Here is an 18,115-nt window from a genome sequence, read left to right on the forward strand (position 1 = left end):
GCGTTCCGGGATCGTACGGTTCCGGCTCGGGTCCGTCGCGTCCGTCACCCCATCTCGTGTCCGGACGGTGATGTCGCGATCCGCACGCACGCTCCTCTCCGCGCCGAGGGTCGTTCCGCACGCTCCTCTCCGCGCCGAGGGTCGTTCCGCCCGCTCCTCTCCCTGCCGAGCTTCGTTCCGCACGCTCCTCTCAGTTTCCTGTCAGACCTCGTCGCTACCCTGAGGCTCGTGACCACACCCACGACGCAGGTGACCGGGCGGAGCGGGCAACCGCGCGATCCGCGGCGGGAGCTCGGCGCGGCCCTGAGCCGCTGGGCGTCCGGGAGCGCCGCGGCGATCGGCGTGGTCCGGGTGCTCGACCGGCACGGATTCGGGTCCGTCGAATCCGGGCAGCTGATCGCCGGTACTCCCGGTGGCGAGGTGTCCGGGCTGCTCTACCGGGGCGCCCTCGACGACTCGGCGCACCCGCTGGCGGCCGAGGCCGCAGGCGGGGCGGCGACCGTCCGGGAGGCGCACGTCGCGGAGGCCTCCGCGCTGGCGGCGGGACTGGCCTGCGCGGGCGGGGCGACGCTGGTCGGGCATCCGCTGCCGGCCGGCCCGGCGGCAGCGCTCGGCGCAGCGCTGGAGGCGGCCCGCCCGGCCGCGCTCCTGTCGACCGTGGACGGCGGTGCCGTGCTGGTGCTCACCGGCCCCGACCTGTCCGAGGAACACGGTGATCTCGGATCGGTCACCGCGGCCGGCGCCGCCGAGGCACGGGCCCTCCTCCGCCGCGGATCGACCACCACGGAGCGGGTCACCGCGGAGGGCGTCGACCTGCTGGTGGACGTCTGGGTGCCGGTGCCGTCGATGCTCGTCGTCGGGGAGGGCGCGCTCGGCGCGGCGCTGCACGCCCAGGCCGGGCTGCTCGGCTGGTCCGCACGCACCGTGACCACACTGGACGACGCCCGCGCGGCGGTCGCCGACTTCACCGACGCCGACGTGCTGGTCCTGCTCGACCACGCCCCGGCGTTCGACGCGCTCCTGCTCGACGGGATCGCGCACGGTCGCGGTTTCCTCGGCGCGCTCGGCTCACGCCGTACCCAGGCCGCGCGCCGGGAGCGGCTGCTCGGGGCCGGCACGACCGAGGAGCAGCTGGCCGGGATCCACGGCCCGGTCGGGCTCGACCTGGGCGCCCGGACCCCGGCCGAGACCGCGGTCTCGATCGTCGCCCAGGTGATCGCGCTGCGGGCCGGGCGCGCCGCGTCCGCGCTGGCCGGGTCCACCGGTCGGATCGGCGGATGAACGCGCCCTCGTCCCGCCGCGGGCTCGGGGGCCCCGGACCGCCCGTCGAGCCGCGCCGGGCATCGCGCCCCGGTCCGGTCCGCAGCGGCATGACCTGGGGTGCCCGGCTGCTGGTCGGCGCCCTGGTGATGCTGGTCGCCGTGGTCGGGGTGACCGCGCTCCGGGTGTGGCAGGTCGCCCGGGTCGACGACCAGCGGCCGGTGGACGCCGTCGTCGTGCTCGGGGCCGCGCAGTACAACGGTGAGCCGAGTGCGGTACTGGCGGCCCGGCTCAAGCACGCCGAGCAGCTCTGGCGCGACGGCATCGCCCCACGGATCGTCACGGTCGGCGGCGGGGCGACCGGCGACCGCTACACCGAGGCCGAGGCCAGCCGGGACTGGCTGGTCGAGCAGGGTGTGCCGAGTTCGGCGGTCGAGGCGGTTCCCGAGGGCGTCGACACCCTCGGCAGCCTGGAGGCGGTCGCCGGGACCGCGCGGGAACAGGGCTGGGAGTCGGCGCTGCTCGTCTCCGACCCCTGGCACAGCCTGCGGGCCCGCACCATGGCGCGCGACGCGGGACTGGAGGCGTGGACGTCACCGACCCGCAGCGGGCCGATCGTGCAGACCCGCGAGACGCAGCTGCGCTACATCTACCGGGAGACCGGGGCGCTGCTGTTCTACGCGCTGACCCACGCCTCGGTCGACACCGCGAGCAGTGGGCAGGGCTGAGTACCGTGTCCACCCTCGCGGCAACCGCCGACGCCGACCACCTCCCTGCCGACGCCGAGCGCCGGTACCCCGAACCGCCCAAGGGATCCGGGCTGGGGGAGCGCGGCCGGGTCGAGCGACGCAGCCCGTTCTCCCGGGACCGGGCCCGGGTGCTGCACTCCGCCGCGCTGCGCCGGCTGGCCGGGAAGACGCAGGTCGTGGGCCCCGGCGAGGGGGCGGAGGTGACCGGCATCCCGCGGACCCGGCTCACCCACTCGCTGGAGGTCGCGCAGATCGGCCGTGGGATCGCCGAGGAGCTGGGCCTGGACCCGGACGTCGTCGACGCGGCCGGGCTCGCCCACGACATCGGGCATCCGCCGTTCGGGCACAACGGTGAACGCGCGCTCGACGAGGCGGGCGCCGGGTGCGGCGGCTTCGAGGGCAACGCGCAGACGCTGCGCATCCTGACCCGGCTCGAACCGAAGTCCCGCTCCGGTGACGGCCGGGCCCCCGGCGGGCTCAACCTCACCCGGGCCACCCTGGACGCGTCCACCAAGTACCCGTGGCAGCGCCGCGGCACCGAGCGCAAGTTCGGCGCCTACGCCGACGACGCCCCCGCCCTCGAGTGGGCGCGTCTCGGCGCCCGGCCGGGACTGCGCAGCATGGAGGCGCAGGTCATGGACTGGGCCGACGACGTCGCCTACTCGGTGCACGACGTCGAGGACGCGGTGCTGGCCGGCCGGATGGATCTCGCCGTGCTCTCGTCGCGGACCGAGCGGGAGGCGCTCGCGACGGAGGCCGCGCAGCGGTTCGGCGCGGATGCCGGGGCCTGCGCCGAGGCCGCGGCCCGGCTCGGCGCGCTGCCGGTGGTCCGCGCGCTGTGGGGGTTCGACGTCCGCACCGCCGCAGGCGACGACCTGGTCGCGATGAAGCGGATGACCTCCGAGCTGGTCGGCCGGTTCGCCCTCGCCGCCACCGACGCGACCCTGGACACCTACGGCGACGCCCCGCTCGCCCGGCACCGCGCGGGCCTCGTCGTGCCGCGCCCCGCTGAGGCCGAGGTGGTGCTGCTCAAGGCGCTCGCCACCCGCTACGTGATGAGCGATCCGCAACGGCTGGCGATGCAGGCCCGCCAGCGTGAGCTGCTGCACGAGCTGGTCGCGGCCCTGGCAGACAGGGGTCCGGCCGCGCTCGACCCGTCCCGGGGCGAGGACTGGACCGCCGCCCCCGACGACCGGGCCCGGCTGCGGGTCGTGATCGACCAGGTCGCGCTGCTCACCGACCAGCAGGCGATCTCCTGGCACGCGGAGCTCGGCCGGAGCTGAGCACCCCGGTCAACGCAGGGTGATGGCGGGCTTCGCGGCGTCGGTGTCGGTCGGGACCGCCCGGTCCGGGCAGCCGCGCAGCACACGGTCGATCGCGTCCCGCTCGGCGCCGGTCACCCAGAGCCGGTACTTGGCCTTCACCGCGACCTGGCGGGCCACGTAGGCACACCGGTATCCGGAGTCCGGCGGCAGCCAGGTGGCGGCGTCGCCTGCGCCCTTGCGGCTGTTCGTCGGGCCGTCGACGGCGATCAGGTTCAGCGGGTCGTTGCCGATCTTCTCGCGGGTCGCCTCATCGAGCTGCTGCGCACCCTTCTGCCAGGCGTCGGACAGTGCGACGACGTGGTCGATCTGCACCCGCTCGCTGGTTCCCCGGCCGCGGGTGAAGGAGATCGTCGTCGCGGTGTAGGTGTCGCGCAGGCTCCCGGTGAGCACGACGCAGTCGTGCGTGCCCGCCTTGAACGTCTCGCGGTCCATGTCCCGGGCGAGGACCTGGTTGCGCTGGTCGCAGCCGTCGCGGTCGATGTCGGCCCAGCGGCGGCCGAACTCCTCACGGGCGTAGCCGGTCTTCGGGGCGCGGCCCTTGACCTGCAACCCGGCCAGCGCCGCGGAGGCGCTCCCGGCGGCACCCGTCGACGCCGGAGCGACCACCCCGGCGTCCAGCACCCCGGCGTCTATCGCCGAGTCCAGCAGGGCCGGCAACGACCCCGAGGTTCCGCACCCGGCCAGCACCAGTACCGCCGCCAGCACCGCGGCGACCTTCACACGACGAACTCGCACTCGATCATGTTCCTGGACGCGGACGCCGATCCCCGGCGGACACGCCGCGTGTTCGTCACTCAGGGTGAAGGCCCTTGCCGAACCCGGTCCCGGGTGCTCGGTGGCGCGGCACACCGGTTCGACGCACCGGTCCGCGCGCGGGAACATCGAGAGAGTGACCGACGTCACGCCGTGCGCTGTCACGGACGGCGCGCCCGAGCTGTCTTGTCCGTGACACCCGTTCACGACATCAGGAGGACACCGTGCCCCGCATCCCCGCCGTCCCCGACGCCGACGCCGGCGTCCTCGGCCGCCTCGCCTACCGCATCGCCCGTCGCCGGTTCGGCTCGGTTCCGGACCCCTTCGCCGTGGCCCGTCACCACCGGAAGGTCTTCTGGGCCGCGGCGGTGAGCGAGCTGGCCTGGGAGCGCGCCGCGACGCTGCTCCCGGCGAGCGTCCGCGAGATCGCGGTCTACCGCACCGCGACCGTCGTCGGCTGCTCGTGGTGCGTGGACTTCGGCACCATGCTGGCGCGGCACTCCGGTCTGGACGTCGACCGGCTCGCGCACATCGACGACCACGCCACCAGCCCGCACTTCACCCGGGCCGAGCGGCTCGCGATCGCCTACGCCGACGCGATGACCGCGCAGCCGATGACCGTCACCGACGACCAGGTCGCGGAACTGGAGCGCGAGTTCGGCCGGGCCGGCCTGGTCGAGCTCACCCAGATGATCGCGGTGGAGAACATGCGGGCACGCGCGAACCACGCGCTCGGCATCACCGACCAGGGGTTCGACGCGGCCTGCGCGATCCCGCAGGGGAGCGCCCCGGTCCGGCCCGGCACCGCGTGATCCGGCACCGCGTGATCCGGCACCGCATGACGTCCGGCACCGCGTGATCCGGCACCGCGTGGTCCGGCACCGCATGACGTCCGGCACCGCGCGTGGATCACCCGGTGCCGGGCGGTGTGCCGACGCGGGGATCCGGGCACCCGACGGGTGATGGAGTTTCTGCGTGTCATGTTCCGGGGTGCGTTCGTGGCCATCGCCGGGGCCGCGGCGCTGGGTGTGGTCCTCGGCGCGGCGCTGCTGGTCGACTGGATCGGCCGCACCCACGACGTCGTCTGGGTGGTCGTCGCGCTGCTCGCGCTGCCGCTGATCGGCGCGGCCATGACGCTGCGGGACCAGGTATCCCGCGGGAGGCGGGGCCGGGCGGGTAGCTGCTGACTCGACGAGGAGGTACGGGCCACGTCCGGTTGCCGGTTCCGCGGGCAGCGGGGTGAAGTGGGGTGTGCCCCTCTCGCGTTGGCTGGTGCCGGTACTGGCCGTGCTGTTCGTCCCGCTGTGGGCGTCCGGCTTCATCGCAGGCAAGATCGCCACCGGCTACCTGGACGTGCCCGCGGTGCTGGTGTGGCGGTTCGCGATCGCACTGGCCGTGATGCTGGTCGCCGCGGCCGTGCTGCGCCCGGCGCGACCCGAGGGCCGGGCGTGGCTGCATCTCGCGGTCACCGCGCTGCTGCTGCAGATCGGGCAGTTCAGCTTCGTCTACACCGGACTCGCCTCGGGTGTCCCGGCCGGGTTGTCGAGCCTGATCCTCGGGATGGCCCCGCTGCTGGTCGGGCTGCTCACACCGTTGCTGCTCGCGACCCGGCTCGGCATCGCACCCGTCGCCGGCCTGCTGATCGGGGCCGGTGGCGTCTACGTCGTGCGCGCGGGCGACCTCGGCGGCGGGCTCGGCTGGGCCGTCGTCCTGCCCGTGCTCGGCATGTTGTCGCTGACGGCCGGCACGCTCTACCAGAAGCGGTTCAACGACCGCACGCCCGTCGTGACGAGCGTGGTCGTCCAGATGGCCACCTCGCTGGTCGCCACCCTGGTGGCCTGGCCGTTCCTCGGGGCGGACTGGCTGCCGTCCGGGACGGGCGGCTGGCTCGCCGTCGGCTGGCTGGGGATCGTCAACTCGGCGGGCGCGTTCGTGCTGATGTTCCTGCTGTTGCGGTGGCGCTCGACGGTGTTCGTGTCGTCGCTGCTCAACCTGGTCCCGGCGACGACGGCGCTGTGCGCGGTCCCGGTTCTCGGCGAGCCGCTGACGCCGCAGGCGCTGCTCGGCCTGGCGATCGCGCTGGTCGGCATGTTCGTCGGGCTCGGCCGGCTGCCCGGCCGCCGTCGCCCGCTCGCCGACCCCGACGACGATGCCGCTGACGCGCCGGGCGTACCGGCCACGCCCCGCTGACCTGCGGGCAGACCGTCGGGCCCGGCACCTAGACTGGCGGCGTGGCAGGACGGATCCGGGACACCGACATCACCGAGGTCCGCAACCGCACGCGGATCGAGGAGATCGTCGAGGAGTACGTCGCGCTCCGCCGCGCCGGGGCCGGCTCGCTCAAGGGGCTGTGCCCGTTCCACGACGAGAAGACGCCGTCGTTCAACGTCCGCCCCTCGCACGGCACCTTCCACTGCTTCGGCTGCGGCGAGCACGGCAGCGTCATCGACTTCGTCATGAAGATGGACGTCCTCGGCTTCCCCGAGGCCGTCGAGCGGCTCGCCGAGCGCTGTGGTGTCCGGCTGACCTACGAGGGCGGCGGCTCCTCGGTACAGCGCGACCGCGGCACCCGCACCCGGCTCCTGGAGATCAACAAGAAGGCGGCGGAGTTCTACGCCGAGCAGCTGCGCACCCCGGCCGGGCGGGCCGCGGTCCAGTTCCTCGCCGAGCGCGGGTTCGACACCGCCGCCGCCGAGAAGTTCGGCTGCGGCTACGCGCCGGCCGGCTGGGAGACCGTCACCAAGCACCTGCTGGGGCAGGGCTTCCAGCTCGACGAGCTGATCAAGGCCGGGATCTCGAAGGAGGGCAGGCGGGGTGCGATCGACCGGTTCCACCGCCGGTTGCTGTGGCCGATCCGCGACCTGGGCGGCGACGTCGTCGGGTTCGGTGCGCGCCGCCTGTTCGACGACGACGGCATCGAGGCCAAGTACCTCAACACCTCCGACACCCCGGTCTACCGCAAGACGCACGTGCTCTTCGGCCTCGACCAGGCCAAGCGGGAGATCGCGAAGTCGCGGCAGGTCGTCGTCGTCGAGGGGTACACCGACGTGATGGCGATGCACCTGGCCGGGGTGCCGACCGCCGTCGCGTCCTGTGGGACGGCGTTCGGTTCCGAGCACATCTCGGTGATCCGCCGGCTGATCGGTGACGACTCGTTCGACCGCGGCGAGGTGATCTACACCTTCGACGGCGACGCGGCCGGTCAGAAGGCCGCCATGAAGGCCTTCGAGGGGGACCAGAGCTTCGCCGCGCAGACCTTCGTCGCCGTCGCGCCGGACGGCCAGGACCCGTGCGAGCTGCGCCACACCCACGGCGACACCGCGGTGAAGGATCTCGTCGCCCGCCGCGAGCCGCTGTTCGAGTTCGCGATCCGCACCGAGCTGCGCGAGCACGACCTGACCTCCGCCGAGGGCCGGGTCGCCGCGCTGCAGCGGACGGTGCCGCTGGTCGCCCGGATCAAGCGTGAGGACCTGCGCGACGAGTACGCCCGCCGGCTCGCCGGCTGGGTCGGCTGGGACGACATCGCCGTCGTCGTGCGGCGGGTGCGGGAGACCGCGGGCGGGCCGGTCGAGGGCAAGTCCCGGCGACGCGCGGCGCTGCCTGCACCGAAGCCCGGGGACACGCAGCTGCACCTGCAGCGGGAGGCGCTGAAGGCGGCCCTGCAGATCCCGGGCGTCGTGGGGCCGGGGTTCGACGAGCTCCCCGAGGCCGGGTTCACACACCCGCAGTTCGCCGCCGTGCAGCGGGCGATCATGGGGGCCGGCGGGGTCTGCGGCGGGCTGGAGGGCCCGGAGTGGCTCGACGCCGTCGTCGCCGAGGTGGCGACCGACGACGTGAAACGCCTGGTCAGCGAGCTGGCGGTGGAGGGACTGGAGCTCCCGAAGCGGAACACCGACGAGCTGCGCTACGTCAACGGCGTCCTCGCCGGGGTGCGGCTCGGCCTGGTCGAGCGCGAGATCGCCGATCTCAAGTCGCAGCTGCAGCGCACCAACATGGTCACCGACCCCGAGGAGTACAACGACCTCTTCGGCGTCCTCGTCCCGCTGGAGCAGTACAAGATCCAGCTGCGCGAGCAGGCCTCCGGGGTCGCCTCGTGACCGGGCTGTGGGCGCGGCTGTTCGGCCGTGACCCGGTGCCCGACCACGTCGCCGAGAACCTGGAGCCGTCCGAGGCCGTCGTCGCGACCGCCACCGTGTCCGGCGGCGGGACGCTGGTCGTCACGTCGTGGGGGGTGTGGCCGCCCTCGGGAGCAAGGATCGGCTGGCACGAGATCGGCAAGGCGACCTGGGACGGGACCTCGCTGGCGGTCACACCCACGGTCGCCGAGCAGATCGCACCCGGTATCGAACTGCTCACCGACGTCCGGCCGCACCGCTTCCGGCCGGCCGACCCCCGCACGCTCCCGCAGGCCGTGCAGGACCGGGTGACCCAGTCGATCAGGACGCGGAACCGGCGCGAGCTTCCCGGGGGAGGAGCCTGGGTACTCCAGCGCAAGGTGCCGGGCCGCGACGGGCTCGTCGTCCAGGTCCGCCCCGATCCCGGCACCGACCCGGCCGCCGTACGACGGCTGGCCGAGGGCATCGCCGACCGGCTTCCCGGAGGCGGCACCGACTGAGGGAGCGTGGGCGTGGCGAGCGTGACCAGCTGGGACCCGGAGCTGTACCGGGAGTTCGACGACCACCGTTCCCGCCCGTTCCTCGACCTGGTGGCGCGCATCGGCGCGCCGGATCCCGCGCTGCCACGCGTGGTGGACGCCGGGTGCGGCCCGGGCCACCTCACCGGCCTGCTGGCGCGGCGCTGGCCGGCGGCGACGATCGAGGCGTTCGACTCGTCACCGGAGATGGTCGGAGCGGCACGCGATGCGGGGGTGCCCGCCGACCGGATCGACGTCCGGGACTGGACGCCGCCGCGCGACACCGGCGTGATCGTCACGAATGCGGTGCTGCACTGGGTGCCCGAGCATCCGGACGTGCTCCGCCGCTGGATGGCCTCGCTCGCTCCCGGTGCGTGGCTCGCGATGCAGGTGCCTGCGAACTTCGCGGCGCCCTCGCACGTCCTGACCCGCGAGGTGGCCACGCAGCCGCGGTGGCGGGACCGCATCCTGCTGCGCGGTGCGGAGACCGTGCTGGACCCGCTCGGCTACGCGGACCTGCTGGCCACCGGCGGTGCCGAGGTGGAGGCCTGGGAGACGACCTACCTGCAGCGGCTCGACGGCGACGACCCGGTGCTGCGCTGGATCTCCGGTACCGCCCTGCGCCCGGTCCGCGACGCCCTTGACGACGACGCCTACGCCGCCTTCCTCGAGGAGCTGGCCCCGCGGCTGCGCGCGGCCTACCCGCCGAATGCCGACGGCAGCACCTGGTTCCCGTTCCGCCGGGTCTTCGCGGTGGCCCGGAAACCCTGAGCCGCACGTCACCCGTCGGGCCGGAACCGTGTGCGAGGTCCGGAGCCGTGTGCGAGGTGGTGTCAGGCGCCGTTGCCGCGCTCGCCACGCACCTTGCCGATGACGTTCTCCACGCCGGCCTGCGCGACGCCCGCCGCACCCTGTACGGCGGGATGGTCCGCGGTCCGGTGGTAGGCGCGCACCAGCTGCTCGTACCGCTCGTGCCCGGCCCGGGTGCCGAGGACGTACCCAACGGCGACGCCCACGAGGAACCTGACCATTTCCTCACCTCCTGCTGCGACCGTACCCGGGTGGCCCGGACGTCGTTCCGGCACCCGGCACGCGGTGCGACCTGCAGGAACAGCGTCCGAACGGGGGGTGTGAGGGCGCCGTGGGAGGTGTTGTAGAGTTTCTCGTGTCGCCGGGACGAGCGGTTCGGGCGGTGAGAAGCGGTCCTCCGTAGCTCAATGGCAGAGCACCCGACTGTTAATCGGGCGGTTACTGGTTCGAGTCCAGTCGGAGGAGCACATCACCCAGGTCAGAGGCTCAGATCGTAGCTTCGACCAAGATCGGCCCCCAGGAAACCCCCACTAATGGGTTCCGGAGGTCGACGTGTTTCCGAAGATTTCCAGTACGTCTTTGGCGCCGGTCGAGGCGACCTTGCCCTGCGTTCCGCAGCCGAGGTGAGCGTCTAGTACGCGGATTGCGGTCTTGACCTGCGGAAATGAGAGCGAGGACGCGCAGCGCGTGTGTTACTAGGCGGCGGCGTTGTGCCTGGTCAGCGACCTGCGGGGGTGATCTCGATGATCTTCTTGGGGAGGGAGAGGTCGAGTCGGGCGTAGAGGTCGGTCTGGGGCTTGGTGGGGTCGGTGCGCTGGCGGAATGTCCCGGTGGGGCCGGTGAAGGTGACGGCGTGGAGTCGGTCGAGGTCGCGGCGGATGTGGTGCCAGGTCTGGCCGGTGGTGGTCTCGGCGATGCGGATGAGCAGTAGCGCGAGCCAGCAGAGCATGACGTGGGCGCGGATGCGTTCTTCGAGGCGGTGATAGACCGGGCGCAGGTCGAGGATCTGTTTCATGTCACGCCAGCCGCGTTCGACTTCGAGGAGTTGCTTGTAGCCCAGCGCGATATCGGTGGCGCTCAGGTGTGGGTCCGAGCAGCGCAGCAGGTACTTGCCGTCCAGGTTGGCCTCGGTCTTGATCTTCGCCTTGTCGATGCGCAGCAGCCCGCCGGGGGTGAGGCGCAGGTAGCGGTTCAGGCCGGGCTTGGTCGAGATCTTCCCGCGCAGCTCGCCGCGTTTCATCGTCGGGAGCTTGTCGGATCCGGCGATGAGCTCGTCGAGTTGGGCGACGAGCTGATCGCGGATGTGGGCGTCGCGCTCGGCGGCCTCGGGGTTGTGGCAGATCACGAACCGCTCGGTGTCGGAGACCTTCACCTCCTTGACCCGCATGTTCTCGCCGATGGTGGTGTAGCGGCCCTGCCGCGACAGGGCGGTCTTGATCTCCGGGCTGTCCGAGCGGAGCTTCTCGCCGATGATGTAGGTGTGCTCGCCGCGACGTAGGTAGCGGCGGTTGGCTTGTGAGGAGAAGCCGCGGTCGGCGACCCACACGATCTTGGACAGGGTCCAGTCCCGCATGTCGTCGCGGACCTGGCGGATCAGCTTCGAGTCGGCGGTGTTGCCCGGCCAGCACCACACCCGCACCGGGATCCCCTCGCGGGTCACCGCCATCCCGATCACGATCTGGGGCAGGTCGTCGCGGGAGTCCTTCGACTTGCCGTAAGTCCGGAACCCGGCCGCGCTCTGCTCGTCGTCGGTGCCGTCCTGACCGTCCTGACCGTCCTTGCCGTCCCGGCCGGCCACGACCTGCCCGTGTTCGTCGCGGTCCACCGGTGTGTCGGGATCCTCCAGCTCGAAGTAGGTGGAGGTGGTATCGAAGAACAGCAGGTCGACCTCGAGGTTGAGCAGGTTCGCGACCTGGGCAAACACCTCGCGCTCCAGGTGTTCGCGCACGTCGTGGAGCCAGTCCATCGCCCGGTAGCAGACATCGTCGGAGGTCTCGGGCAGGCCGTCGATGTGCACATCGTTCGAGATCCAGTCCGCGGCGGCCAGCTTCGACGACGGCGCCAGGGCCCGATTGGCGACCAGCCCGAACAGCACCCGCTCGAACGGCGCGCTGCCCCGCCGCTTGGCCAGCAACCTGTTGAGCACCGTGTCGATGCCCAGCCGGCGCCACAGCCCGTCGAGGACATCGGTGCCGCCCAGCGGGCGCGAGCCGAGCAAGCTCAGATCTGAGCCGGCGGTGGCCTTGAGCGCCGCTGCCGGGTCGAGCAGCCGTGACAGCGACACGATCAGCCGCTCGATCGCCGCGGTGTCGACCTGATCGGTCCGCCCGAAGCTGTAGAGGATCTTGGTGCGAGAGGTGCGGGCAGCAGGGTCCCAGTCGTTGTGGACCAGCTGCAGGTAGGACACCCGGGTCCCGTTGCGGTTCTGCCGCTTCACCTCCCGCAAGAACATGTCCCAGACACTATCGACATCCACCCACGTCAATCAACCTAAACTGGGCGATTCGTGTACTAGGCGTTCTCGCGGTCGAACGCTAGGCGCGAACCGCTGACCTGCCCACACCGCCCAGACGTGTCCCAGAATCCACCATCAGCTGCGGAACGCAGGGATCTGGGCCGGCAACAATGCTGCCCTCGCGTACTTGCAGGACAAGGCTGGCTACGTCCGCGTCGGGCACCACGGCGGTAGCGCCGGACGGTGGGCGGATGCGCACGCGTTCACGGTGGGGTCGTTCTTCCAGCACGATTCCCGCGACCGGGACCCGCAGCTACACATCCACAACGCGATCCTCAACCGGATCCAAGGCCCCGACGGGCTCTGGCGCACCCTGGACTCGCGGGCGATCCACCGCTGGCGCGCCGGCGCCGGCGCGGTCGGCGAGCGCACCACCGAGGAGCGGCTCGCACACACGATCGGCACGCTGGTCGCGACGCGGCCGGACGGCAAATCGCGCGAGGTCGTCGGGGTCTCGGCCGAGGCGATGTCGCTGATTTCCACCCGTCGCCACGCGGTGACCGCGAAGCAGGCCGAGTTGATCGAGGCGTTCGAGACCCGCTACGGCCGCGCCCCGAACGGGGTCGAGCGCGACCGGCTCGCCCAGCAGGCCACCCTCGCCACCCGGGCGGCGAAGTCGCACGACGGGGAAACCCGCGAGCAGATGCTCGACCGGGTCAACTCCCGGTTGCGCGCCGACATCGCCGGCGGCCTCGGACAGATCGCCGACACCGCGCTGGCCGCCCGCCGTGACGGGGTGGAGCCGATGGCGTTCAACCCCCAAGTCGTGATCGAGATAGCGCTGGAGGACGTGAAAGCCCGCAAGTCCGGCTGGACCCGATCGGACCTGACCCGGGCGATCAACGCCGCGCTGCCGGACTACCTCGGCGCCCCGGACGGTGACCAGATCACCGAGCTGCTGGATCAGCTCACCGACCGGGCCTTGAAGCATGCCGTCGCGATCGAGTCCGAGCGCCCCGCGACCGAGCTGCTGCCGGCCGGGCTGCGGCTGGCCAACGGCGAGTCCGCCTACATCGCCCCGGGCGGCCGGGTCTACTCCACCCCGGACCAGGTCCGCTCCGAGCGGATCCTGCTCGCCGCCACCACCGCCCGCGACGGCGCCGCGCTGAGCCCTCAAGCTGCCGACCGGTTCCTCGACCGCCTGCGTGCTGGCGGGATCGAGCTGGGGGCGGACCAGGCCGCCGCCGTGCGCGGGATCCTGGCCTCCGGTGCCCGGGTCGAGACGCTCGTCGGCCCGGCCGGGACCGGTAAGTCCTATGTCGTCGGCACCCTCGCCCAAGCCTGGACCGATCCCGCGCTACGCCACAACCCTGGGCCGGGTCGGGTGTTCGGGCTCGCGACCAGTCAGGCCGCCACCGACGTCCTGAGCGCCGAGGGTCTGACTGCCCGCAATGTCGCCGCCTGGCTCGGTACCCAGCAACGCCTGCACACCGCCGCCGCCGAACAACCACGCCGACCCGAGGACGAGGCCTGGCGGCTGCGCGAGGGCGACCTGGTCGTGGTCGATGAGTCCGCGATGACCGACACCGCCGCCTTGTCGGCGGTCCACCAGCACGCCGAGCGGGCCGGGGCGAAGCTGCTGTTGGTGGGCGATCACCGCCAGCTCGCCGCTGTCGGCGCCGGCGGCGGGATGGAACTGCTCGCCGCGGCAGGGTCGAGCTACGAGCTCACCGACGCCCGCCGCTTCACCCAGCCCTGGGAACGCGACGCCTCCCTGCGGCTGCGCGCCGGCGACGAGTCCGTGCTGCGCGACTACCACCGGCAGGGCCGGATCCTCGACGCCGGCACCCGCGACACCGCGCAGGACTCCGCCGCCCGGGCGTGGGTCGCCGACACCCTCGCCGGTTGTCGCTCGCTGTTGTTGGTCGACACGAACGAGCAGGCTGCCCAGGTTTGCGCGCAGATCCGCACCGAGCTCGTTCGCCTCGGCCGGGTCGAGGAGCGCGGCGTGCTGCTCGGGTTGCAGGGCACCTACGCCGGGGTCGGGGATCTGGTCCAGGCCCGGCACAACGCTTGGCACCTCAACGGTTATGAGGGCAACCGGCGCGCGGTCCGCAACCGCGACGACTTCCGCGTCACCGCGCTACGCCCCGACGGCGCGCTCGAGGTGACCACCGACCTCACCGGCCTCGGTGGAGACACCGGCGTGGGGGAGCGGTTCGTGTTGCCCGGGTCCTACGTTGCCGAGCATGTCGCGCTTGGTTACGCCGGGACCGTCCACACTGCGCAGGGCGCGACCGTGGACACCACCCATTCGGTGGTCACGCAGACGACGAACCCGAACGCGCTGTATGTCGGTATGTCGCGTGGTCGCGCCGCGAACACCGCCCACGTTGCTACCCGCAGCGCGCCCGAGGACCCGGCCGACGGCAGCACTCGGCGCCACGAGCTGCACCGCGATCCTGTCGCCGTGCTCGCCGGCATCCTCGACACCCACGACCACGCCACCCCGAAGTCCGCGCTGGCGATCGCGACCGAGTCCGCTGACCAGGCCGGCAGCGCCCGCACCGCGGCCGAGCTGTTCGCCGACGCCGCCCAGCTCGCCGCCACCGAACGCACCGCCCGCTGCCTCGACCGCCTCGTCGCCGACGGCGCCCTCACGGACCAGCAGCGCGCCCGCATCGCCGCCGAAGACGGCACCGGCTCGCTGACCCGCGTCCTGCGCCGCGCCGAGATCGCCGGACAAGATCCGGACCGCGTTCTCGCTGACGCCGTCGAGCGGGGACGGCTGACCGGGTCGCGGAACCTGAGCAACGTCGTCTATTCCCGGATCCGCGACACGCACCGGTTCGACCCGGGCGGTGACACCTGGGCCGACTGGACACCGCGCACCGACAACCCGGAATGGAACGACTACCTGGCAGGCCTCGCCCGCGCCGCCGAACAGAGCACCCGGGAACTCGGCGATGCCGCCGCAGCCGACCCGGCGACGTGGGCGACGAACGCGTTCGGCCTCGTCCCTGCCGACGCCGTCGACCGCGCCGTGTGGTCGCTCAAGGTCGGCAGAGTCGCCGCGGTCCGGGAACTGACCGGCCACGAAACCTCCGACGACGCCCTCGGCGCCGCGCCGAGCCCGGGTCAGGTCGAAGCCTTCGCCGCCTACCGTGCCGCGTGGCGAGAACTGGGGCGCCCCGACATCGATCGCGAGCACCTGGAACTGTCTAACGGCCAGCTCCGGATGCGCGTGCGTGCCTACGACCGCGAACTCGCCGCAGCACCCCGCTACGTCGCCAACGAACTCGCCGGCACCCGGCAGGCAGCCGCCGCGCAAACACACGACGCCGTCCTCCGACGGGCCGAAGCCGACGCCGCCACCGACCCCGGACGGCAGGCACAGCTCGCCACCGAAGCCGACCAGCTCGACGACCTGGCGACCGCCTTTGCGAACACGGGCAGAGCAACTCCAGGAGGTCGATGACGCCCGAGCGAGCTGGCTCGCCCACACGGCCGGCACCCGCGTGCAGGCCGAACTGTCCAAGGCCGAACTACGCGCCCGCGACGCCGACGACGACCCGGATGACCGGGTCACCGCCGACGAGTGGCGCGCTGCCCACGAGGAAGCGGTCGCCGACGACGACCAGCACCGCGAGATCACCGAGGACGACATTCACTACGATGTCGCCGAGACCGATACCGTCGACCCCACCGGGGACGCGGCGTGGGCCGACATCCGCGAGCAGGCCGAAGCTCAACCGCGTCAGACTCGAGAGGACATCGTCGCCGTGCCCTCCGCCGAGGACACCGCCGACCACGTCCGGTATGCGGGCCGAGTGCTCGACGAGATCAACTACCGCCAGGCCGGTGATGCCCAGCACGAAGCGGAAGAGCGGGCCGCCGAGCTTGCCAGGTGGTACGGCGACGACGTCGCGGAGCAATCCACCGGCGACGTCCACGAGGACGACGACTACGAGCGGGTCGACCGGCTGTGACCATCAGCGGCGCCAGCGACATGCAGGGGAGCAGGGCCCTGGCGCCGCCATGCCCATCGCAATGTCGCCTGAATACCCTCGCACCACCCTGGCCGATCAGCAGCCAACCGAGGATCACGAGTCTTGAGTAGCTCGGCCGCCTGGAACTCGCGCTCGATCAGCTCCTCGTTGGCCGCCGCAGCCGACAACGTGATCGGTGAGGGTGCCGCCTCCGCCACTCCCCGGGGAGAGACGTACGCGGCACCGGCCAGCCACCGAGAGGTCAGCGCGACGGCACCGGCATACCAGTCGGTGCTGTCCTTCTCGGCGTGCTTCCTGCTCTGCCGTTCGGCGGACGCCCAGACCGCCGCGAACTCCGCGTGAGAAACCCGCAGGTTCCCGACCGGAATCCTGGCGATCTGTTCCTCCGTCACCACATGAACAGAGTGACAGCTGCCGCCGACAGACCCACGATGCGCTGTTCGGCCCGACAGGTCCAGTCGCTGCCGCCGCCGTGCTCCACGGGACAGGTGCTGGGAACGGCCACCCGGCCGGTCGGTTATCACATGGTCGGCCGAGTCCTCCCCGAGGCCAACAGGCTACTCAGCGTAGCGCCGAGGTCTTCCCTCGCCGGCCGTGCCGAAGCCCGCGACCGAGCCGAGAGGGCCATCGTCGCGGCCGCGCGCCAACACCAGGCCCCGGCCGCCCGGTCGGCCGAAGGAGGTGCTCTGGCAACAGATGAGCGCAGGCAGAGCAATGCTTGAAATCTGTGGATCACGTGGAGGGGTCGTACCCTCCCGGTGATCTCTCAGCCCTCAAGCAAGATCGGCGCGGCAACGCCGGTCGGGAAGGTACGACCCGTGCTCAGCGTAGTCCCCGAGGAGCCCAACCACGGCGATGACCACACCACCGGCGCCGCGACGGCGCCGACGTCAGTGATCGACCAGATCGTGCGCGACGGCGCCCGCCGGATGCTGGCCGAGGCCCTGCAGGCCGAGGTAGATGCCTACTGCGCCCAGTTCGTCGACGAGCGCGACGAGCGCGGCCACCGGCTGGTGGTGCGCAACGGCCATCACCAGCCTCGGGAGGTCTTGACCAGCGCCGGGGCGGTCGAGGTGACCGCGCCGCGGGTCAACGACCGCCGCGTCGACCCCGACATCGGCGAGCGGGCGCGGTTCTCCTCGGCGATCCTGCCGCCCTGGTGCCGCAAGACCCCGAAGATCAACGAGGTGCTGCCGCTGCTGTACCTGCACGGCCTCTCGAGCGGGGACTTCGGGCCTGCCCTGGAGCAGTTCCTGGGCTCGGGGGCGGGGCTGTCCGCGTCGGTGATCACCAAGACCACCGAGGCCTGGCGGGCCGAGCAACGGGCCTTCGCCGATCGGGACCTGTCCGGAGTGGACTACGTCTACCCGTGGGCCGACGGGATCCACGTCAACATCCGCCTCGCCGAGCACAAGCTGTGCCTGCTGGTCATGATCGGCGTGCGCGCTGATGGCCGCAAGGAACTCATCGCCCTTACCGATGGCTACCGGGAATCGACCGAGTCTTGGGCGGACCTGCTGCGCGACTGCGCCCGACGCGGCATGCGCGCCCCCGTGCTCGCGGTTGGCGACGGCGCGCTCGGGTTCTGGGGCGCGCTGCGCGAGGTATTTCCGCAGGCCAGAGCGCAGCGCTGCTGGTTTCACAAGATCGCCAACATCCTCGGTGCGCTCCCGAAGTCCGCCCATCCCGGGGCCAAGAAGGCCCTGGCCGAGATCTGGAACGCCGAGGACCGCCACCACGCTCTCGAGGCCGCTCGCGCGTTCGAGGCCACCTACGGTGCGAAGTTCGGTAAGGCGGTCGCGAAGCTCACCGACGATCTCGACGAGCTACTCGCGTTCTACGACTACCCGGCCGAACACTGGATTCACCTGCGCACGACCAACCCGATCGAGTCGACCTTCGCCACCGTCAGACACCGGACCAAGATCACCCGCGGACCCGGCTCACGCGCGGCCGGGCTGGCGATGGCGTTCAAGCTCATCGAGGCCGCCCAGCACCGGTGGCGCGCCGTGAACGCCCCACACCTGGTCGCCCTCGTCCGCGCCGGCGCGACGTTCGAGGCCGGCAAACTCGTCGAACGACCCAACGACCACCCTCAACCCGAAGCAGCCTAAAAGATC

16 protein-coding genes and 1 tRNA gene are annotated in these 18,115 nt (G+C 72.2%); 14 read left to right on the forward strand and 3 right to left on the reverse strand.

Annotated features, from left to right (window positions below; genetic code table 11):
* Positions 1-228 precede the first annotated feature (228 nt).
* The 3 genes from JOF36_RS12110 to JOF36_RS12120 all read left to right on the forward strand — a co-directional run bounded on the left by JOF36_RS12110 (position 229) and on the right by JOF36_RS12120 (position 3,292).
* Positions 229-1,281, forward strand: a complete 1,053-nt coding sequence (locus tag JOF36_RS12110) for an XdhC family protein (protein WP_307862335.1) — start codon at positions 229-231, stop codon at positions 1,279-1,281.
* An 89-nt stretch (positions 1,282-1,370) separates the two neighbouring features.
* Positions 1,371-1,988 (forward strand): YdcF family protein, encoded by a 618-nt coding sequence (locus tag JOF36_RS12115; protein WP_210035438.1) that lies wholly within the window; start codon positions 1,371-1,373, stop codon positions 1,986-1,988.
* Entirely contained in the window at positions 1,985-3,292 is a 1,308-nt protein-coding gene (locus JOF36_RS12120) for a deoxyguanosinetriphosphate triphosphohydrolase (RefSeq protein ID WP_372447452.1), read from the forward strand. Before JOF36_RS12115 ends, JOF36_RS12120 begins: the two co-directional genes overlap by 4 nt.
* Before the next feature lie 9 nt (positions 3,293-3,301).
* Here JOF36_RS12120 and JOF36_RS12125 read toward each other — a convergent pair whose 3' ends face one another.
* Complete coding sequence (locus JOF36_RS12125) at positions 3,302-4,069, reverse strand: HNH endonuclease family protein (protein ID WP_307862336.1); 768 nt, start codon at positions 4,067-4,069, stop codon at positions 3,302-3,304.
* A gap of 242 nt (positions 4,070-4,311) precedes the next feature.
* On the opposite strand from JOF36_RS12125, the gene JOF36_RS12130 reads away from it, so the two are divergent.
* The 6 genes from JOF36_RS12130 to JOF36_RS12155 all read left to right on the forward strand — a co-directional run bounded on the left by JOF36_RS12130 (position 4,312) and on the right by JOF36_RS12155 (position 9,491).
* A complete protein-coding gene (locus JOF36_RS12130) occupies positions 4,312-4,899 on the forward strand; it encodes a carboxymuconolactone decarboxylase family protein (protein ID WP_210026839.1) in 588 nt (195 codons plus the stop codon).
* Between the two features lie 150 nt (positions 4,900-5,049).
* Positions 5,050-5,274: a hypothetical protein gene (locus tag JOF36_RS12135; RefSeq protein ID WP_210026840.1), complete on the forward strand. Its 225-nt coding sequence runs from the start codon at positions 5,050-5,052 to the stop codon at positions 5,272-5,274.
* Positions 5,275-5,338: 64 nt separating this feature from the next.
* Entirely contained in the window at positions 5,339-6,277 is a 939-nt protein-coding gene (locus JOF36_RS12140; protein WP_210026841.1) for a DMT family transporter, read from the forward strand.
* A 41-nt stretch (positions 6,278-6,318) separates the two neighbouring features.
* Positions 6,319-8,184: a DNA primase gene (gene dnaG / locus JOF36_RS12145; protein ID WP_210026842.1), complete on the forward strand. Its 1,866-nt coding sequence runs from the start codon at positions 6,319-6,321 to the stop codon at positions 8,182-8,184.
* On the forward strand, positions 8,181-8,702 hold the full coding sequence (locus JOF36_RS12150; RefSeq protein ID WP_210026843.1) for a hypothetical protein: 522 nt from the start codon (positions 8,181-8,183) through the stop codon (positions 8,700-8,702). Before dnaG ends, JOF36_RS12150 begins: the two co-directional genes overlap by 4 nt.
* Positions 8,703-8,723: 21 nt before the next feature.
* Positions 8,724-9,491, forward strand: coding sequence for a trans-aconitate 2-methyltransferase (locus JOF36_RS12155; RefSeq protein ID WP_210035448.1), 768 nt, complete (start codon positions 8,724-8,726; stop codon positions 9,489-9,491).
* 62 nt (positions 9,492-9,553) lie between these two features.
* Here JOF36_RS12155 and JOF36_RS12160 read toward each other — a convergent pair whose 3' ends face one another.
* Positions 9,554-9,751: a hypothetical protein gene (locus tag JOF36_RS12160; RefSeq protein WP_210026844.1), complete on the reverse strand. Its 198-nt coding sequence runs from the start codon at positions 9,749-9,751 to the stop codon at positions 9,554-9,556.
* A gap of 172 nt (positions 9,752-9,923) precedes the next feature.
* Between JOF36_RS12160 and JOF36_RS12165 the strand changes: the two genes are divergently transcribed.
* Positions 9,924-9,995 (forward strand) — tRNA-Asn (locus JOF36_RS12165).
* Between the two features lie 253 nt (positions 9,996-10,248).
* Here JOF36_RS12165 and JOF36_RS12170 read toward each other — a convergent pair.
* Positions 10,249-11,982, reverse strand: coding sequence for an IS1634 family transposase (locus JOF36_RS12170; RefSeq protein WP_245350801.1), 1,734 nt, complete (start codon positions 11,980-11,982; stop codon positions 10,249-10,251).
* 190 nt (positions 11,983-12,172) lie between these two features.
* Here JOF36_RS12170 and JOF36_RS12175 point away from each other — a divergent pair, with 190 nt between their 5' ends.
* The 4 genes from JOF36_RS12175 to JOF36_RS12190 all read left to right on the forward strand — a co-directional run bounded on the left by JOF36_RS12175 (position 12,173) and on the right by JOF36_RS12190 (position 18,109).
* Entirely contained in the window at positions 12,173-15,463 is a 3,291-nt protein-coding gene (locus tag JOF36_RS12175) for an AAA family ATPase (RefSeq protein WP_210026845.1), read from the forward strand.
* Between the two features lie 40 nt (positions 15,464-15,503).
* On the forward strand, positions 15,504-15,974 hold the full coding sequence (locus JOF36_RS12180; protein ID WP_210026847.1) for a hypothetical protein: 471 nt from the start codon (positions 15,504-15,506) through the stop codon (positions 15,972-15,974).
* Between the two features lie 123 nt (positions 15,975-16,097).
* Positions 16,098-16,337, forward strand: coding sequence for a hypothetical protein (locus JOF36_RS12185; RefSeq protein ID WP_210026849.1), 240 nt, complete (start codon positions 16,098-16,100; stop codon positions 16,335-16,337).
* A gap of 476 nt (positions 16,338-16,813) precedes the next feature.
* A complete protein-coding gene (locus JOF36_RS12190) occupies positions 16,814-18,109 on the forward strand; it encodes an IS256 family transposase (RefSeq protein WP_210026851.1) in 1,296 nt (431 codons plus the stop codon).
* Positions 18,110-18,115 lie beyond the last annotated feature (6 nt).

It is taken from the genome of Pseudonocardia parietis (assembly GCF_017876315.1).
GTDB lineage: Bacteria > Actinomycetota > Actinomycetes > Mycobacteriales > Pseudonocardiaceae > Pseudonocardia > Pseudonocardia parietis.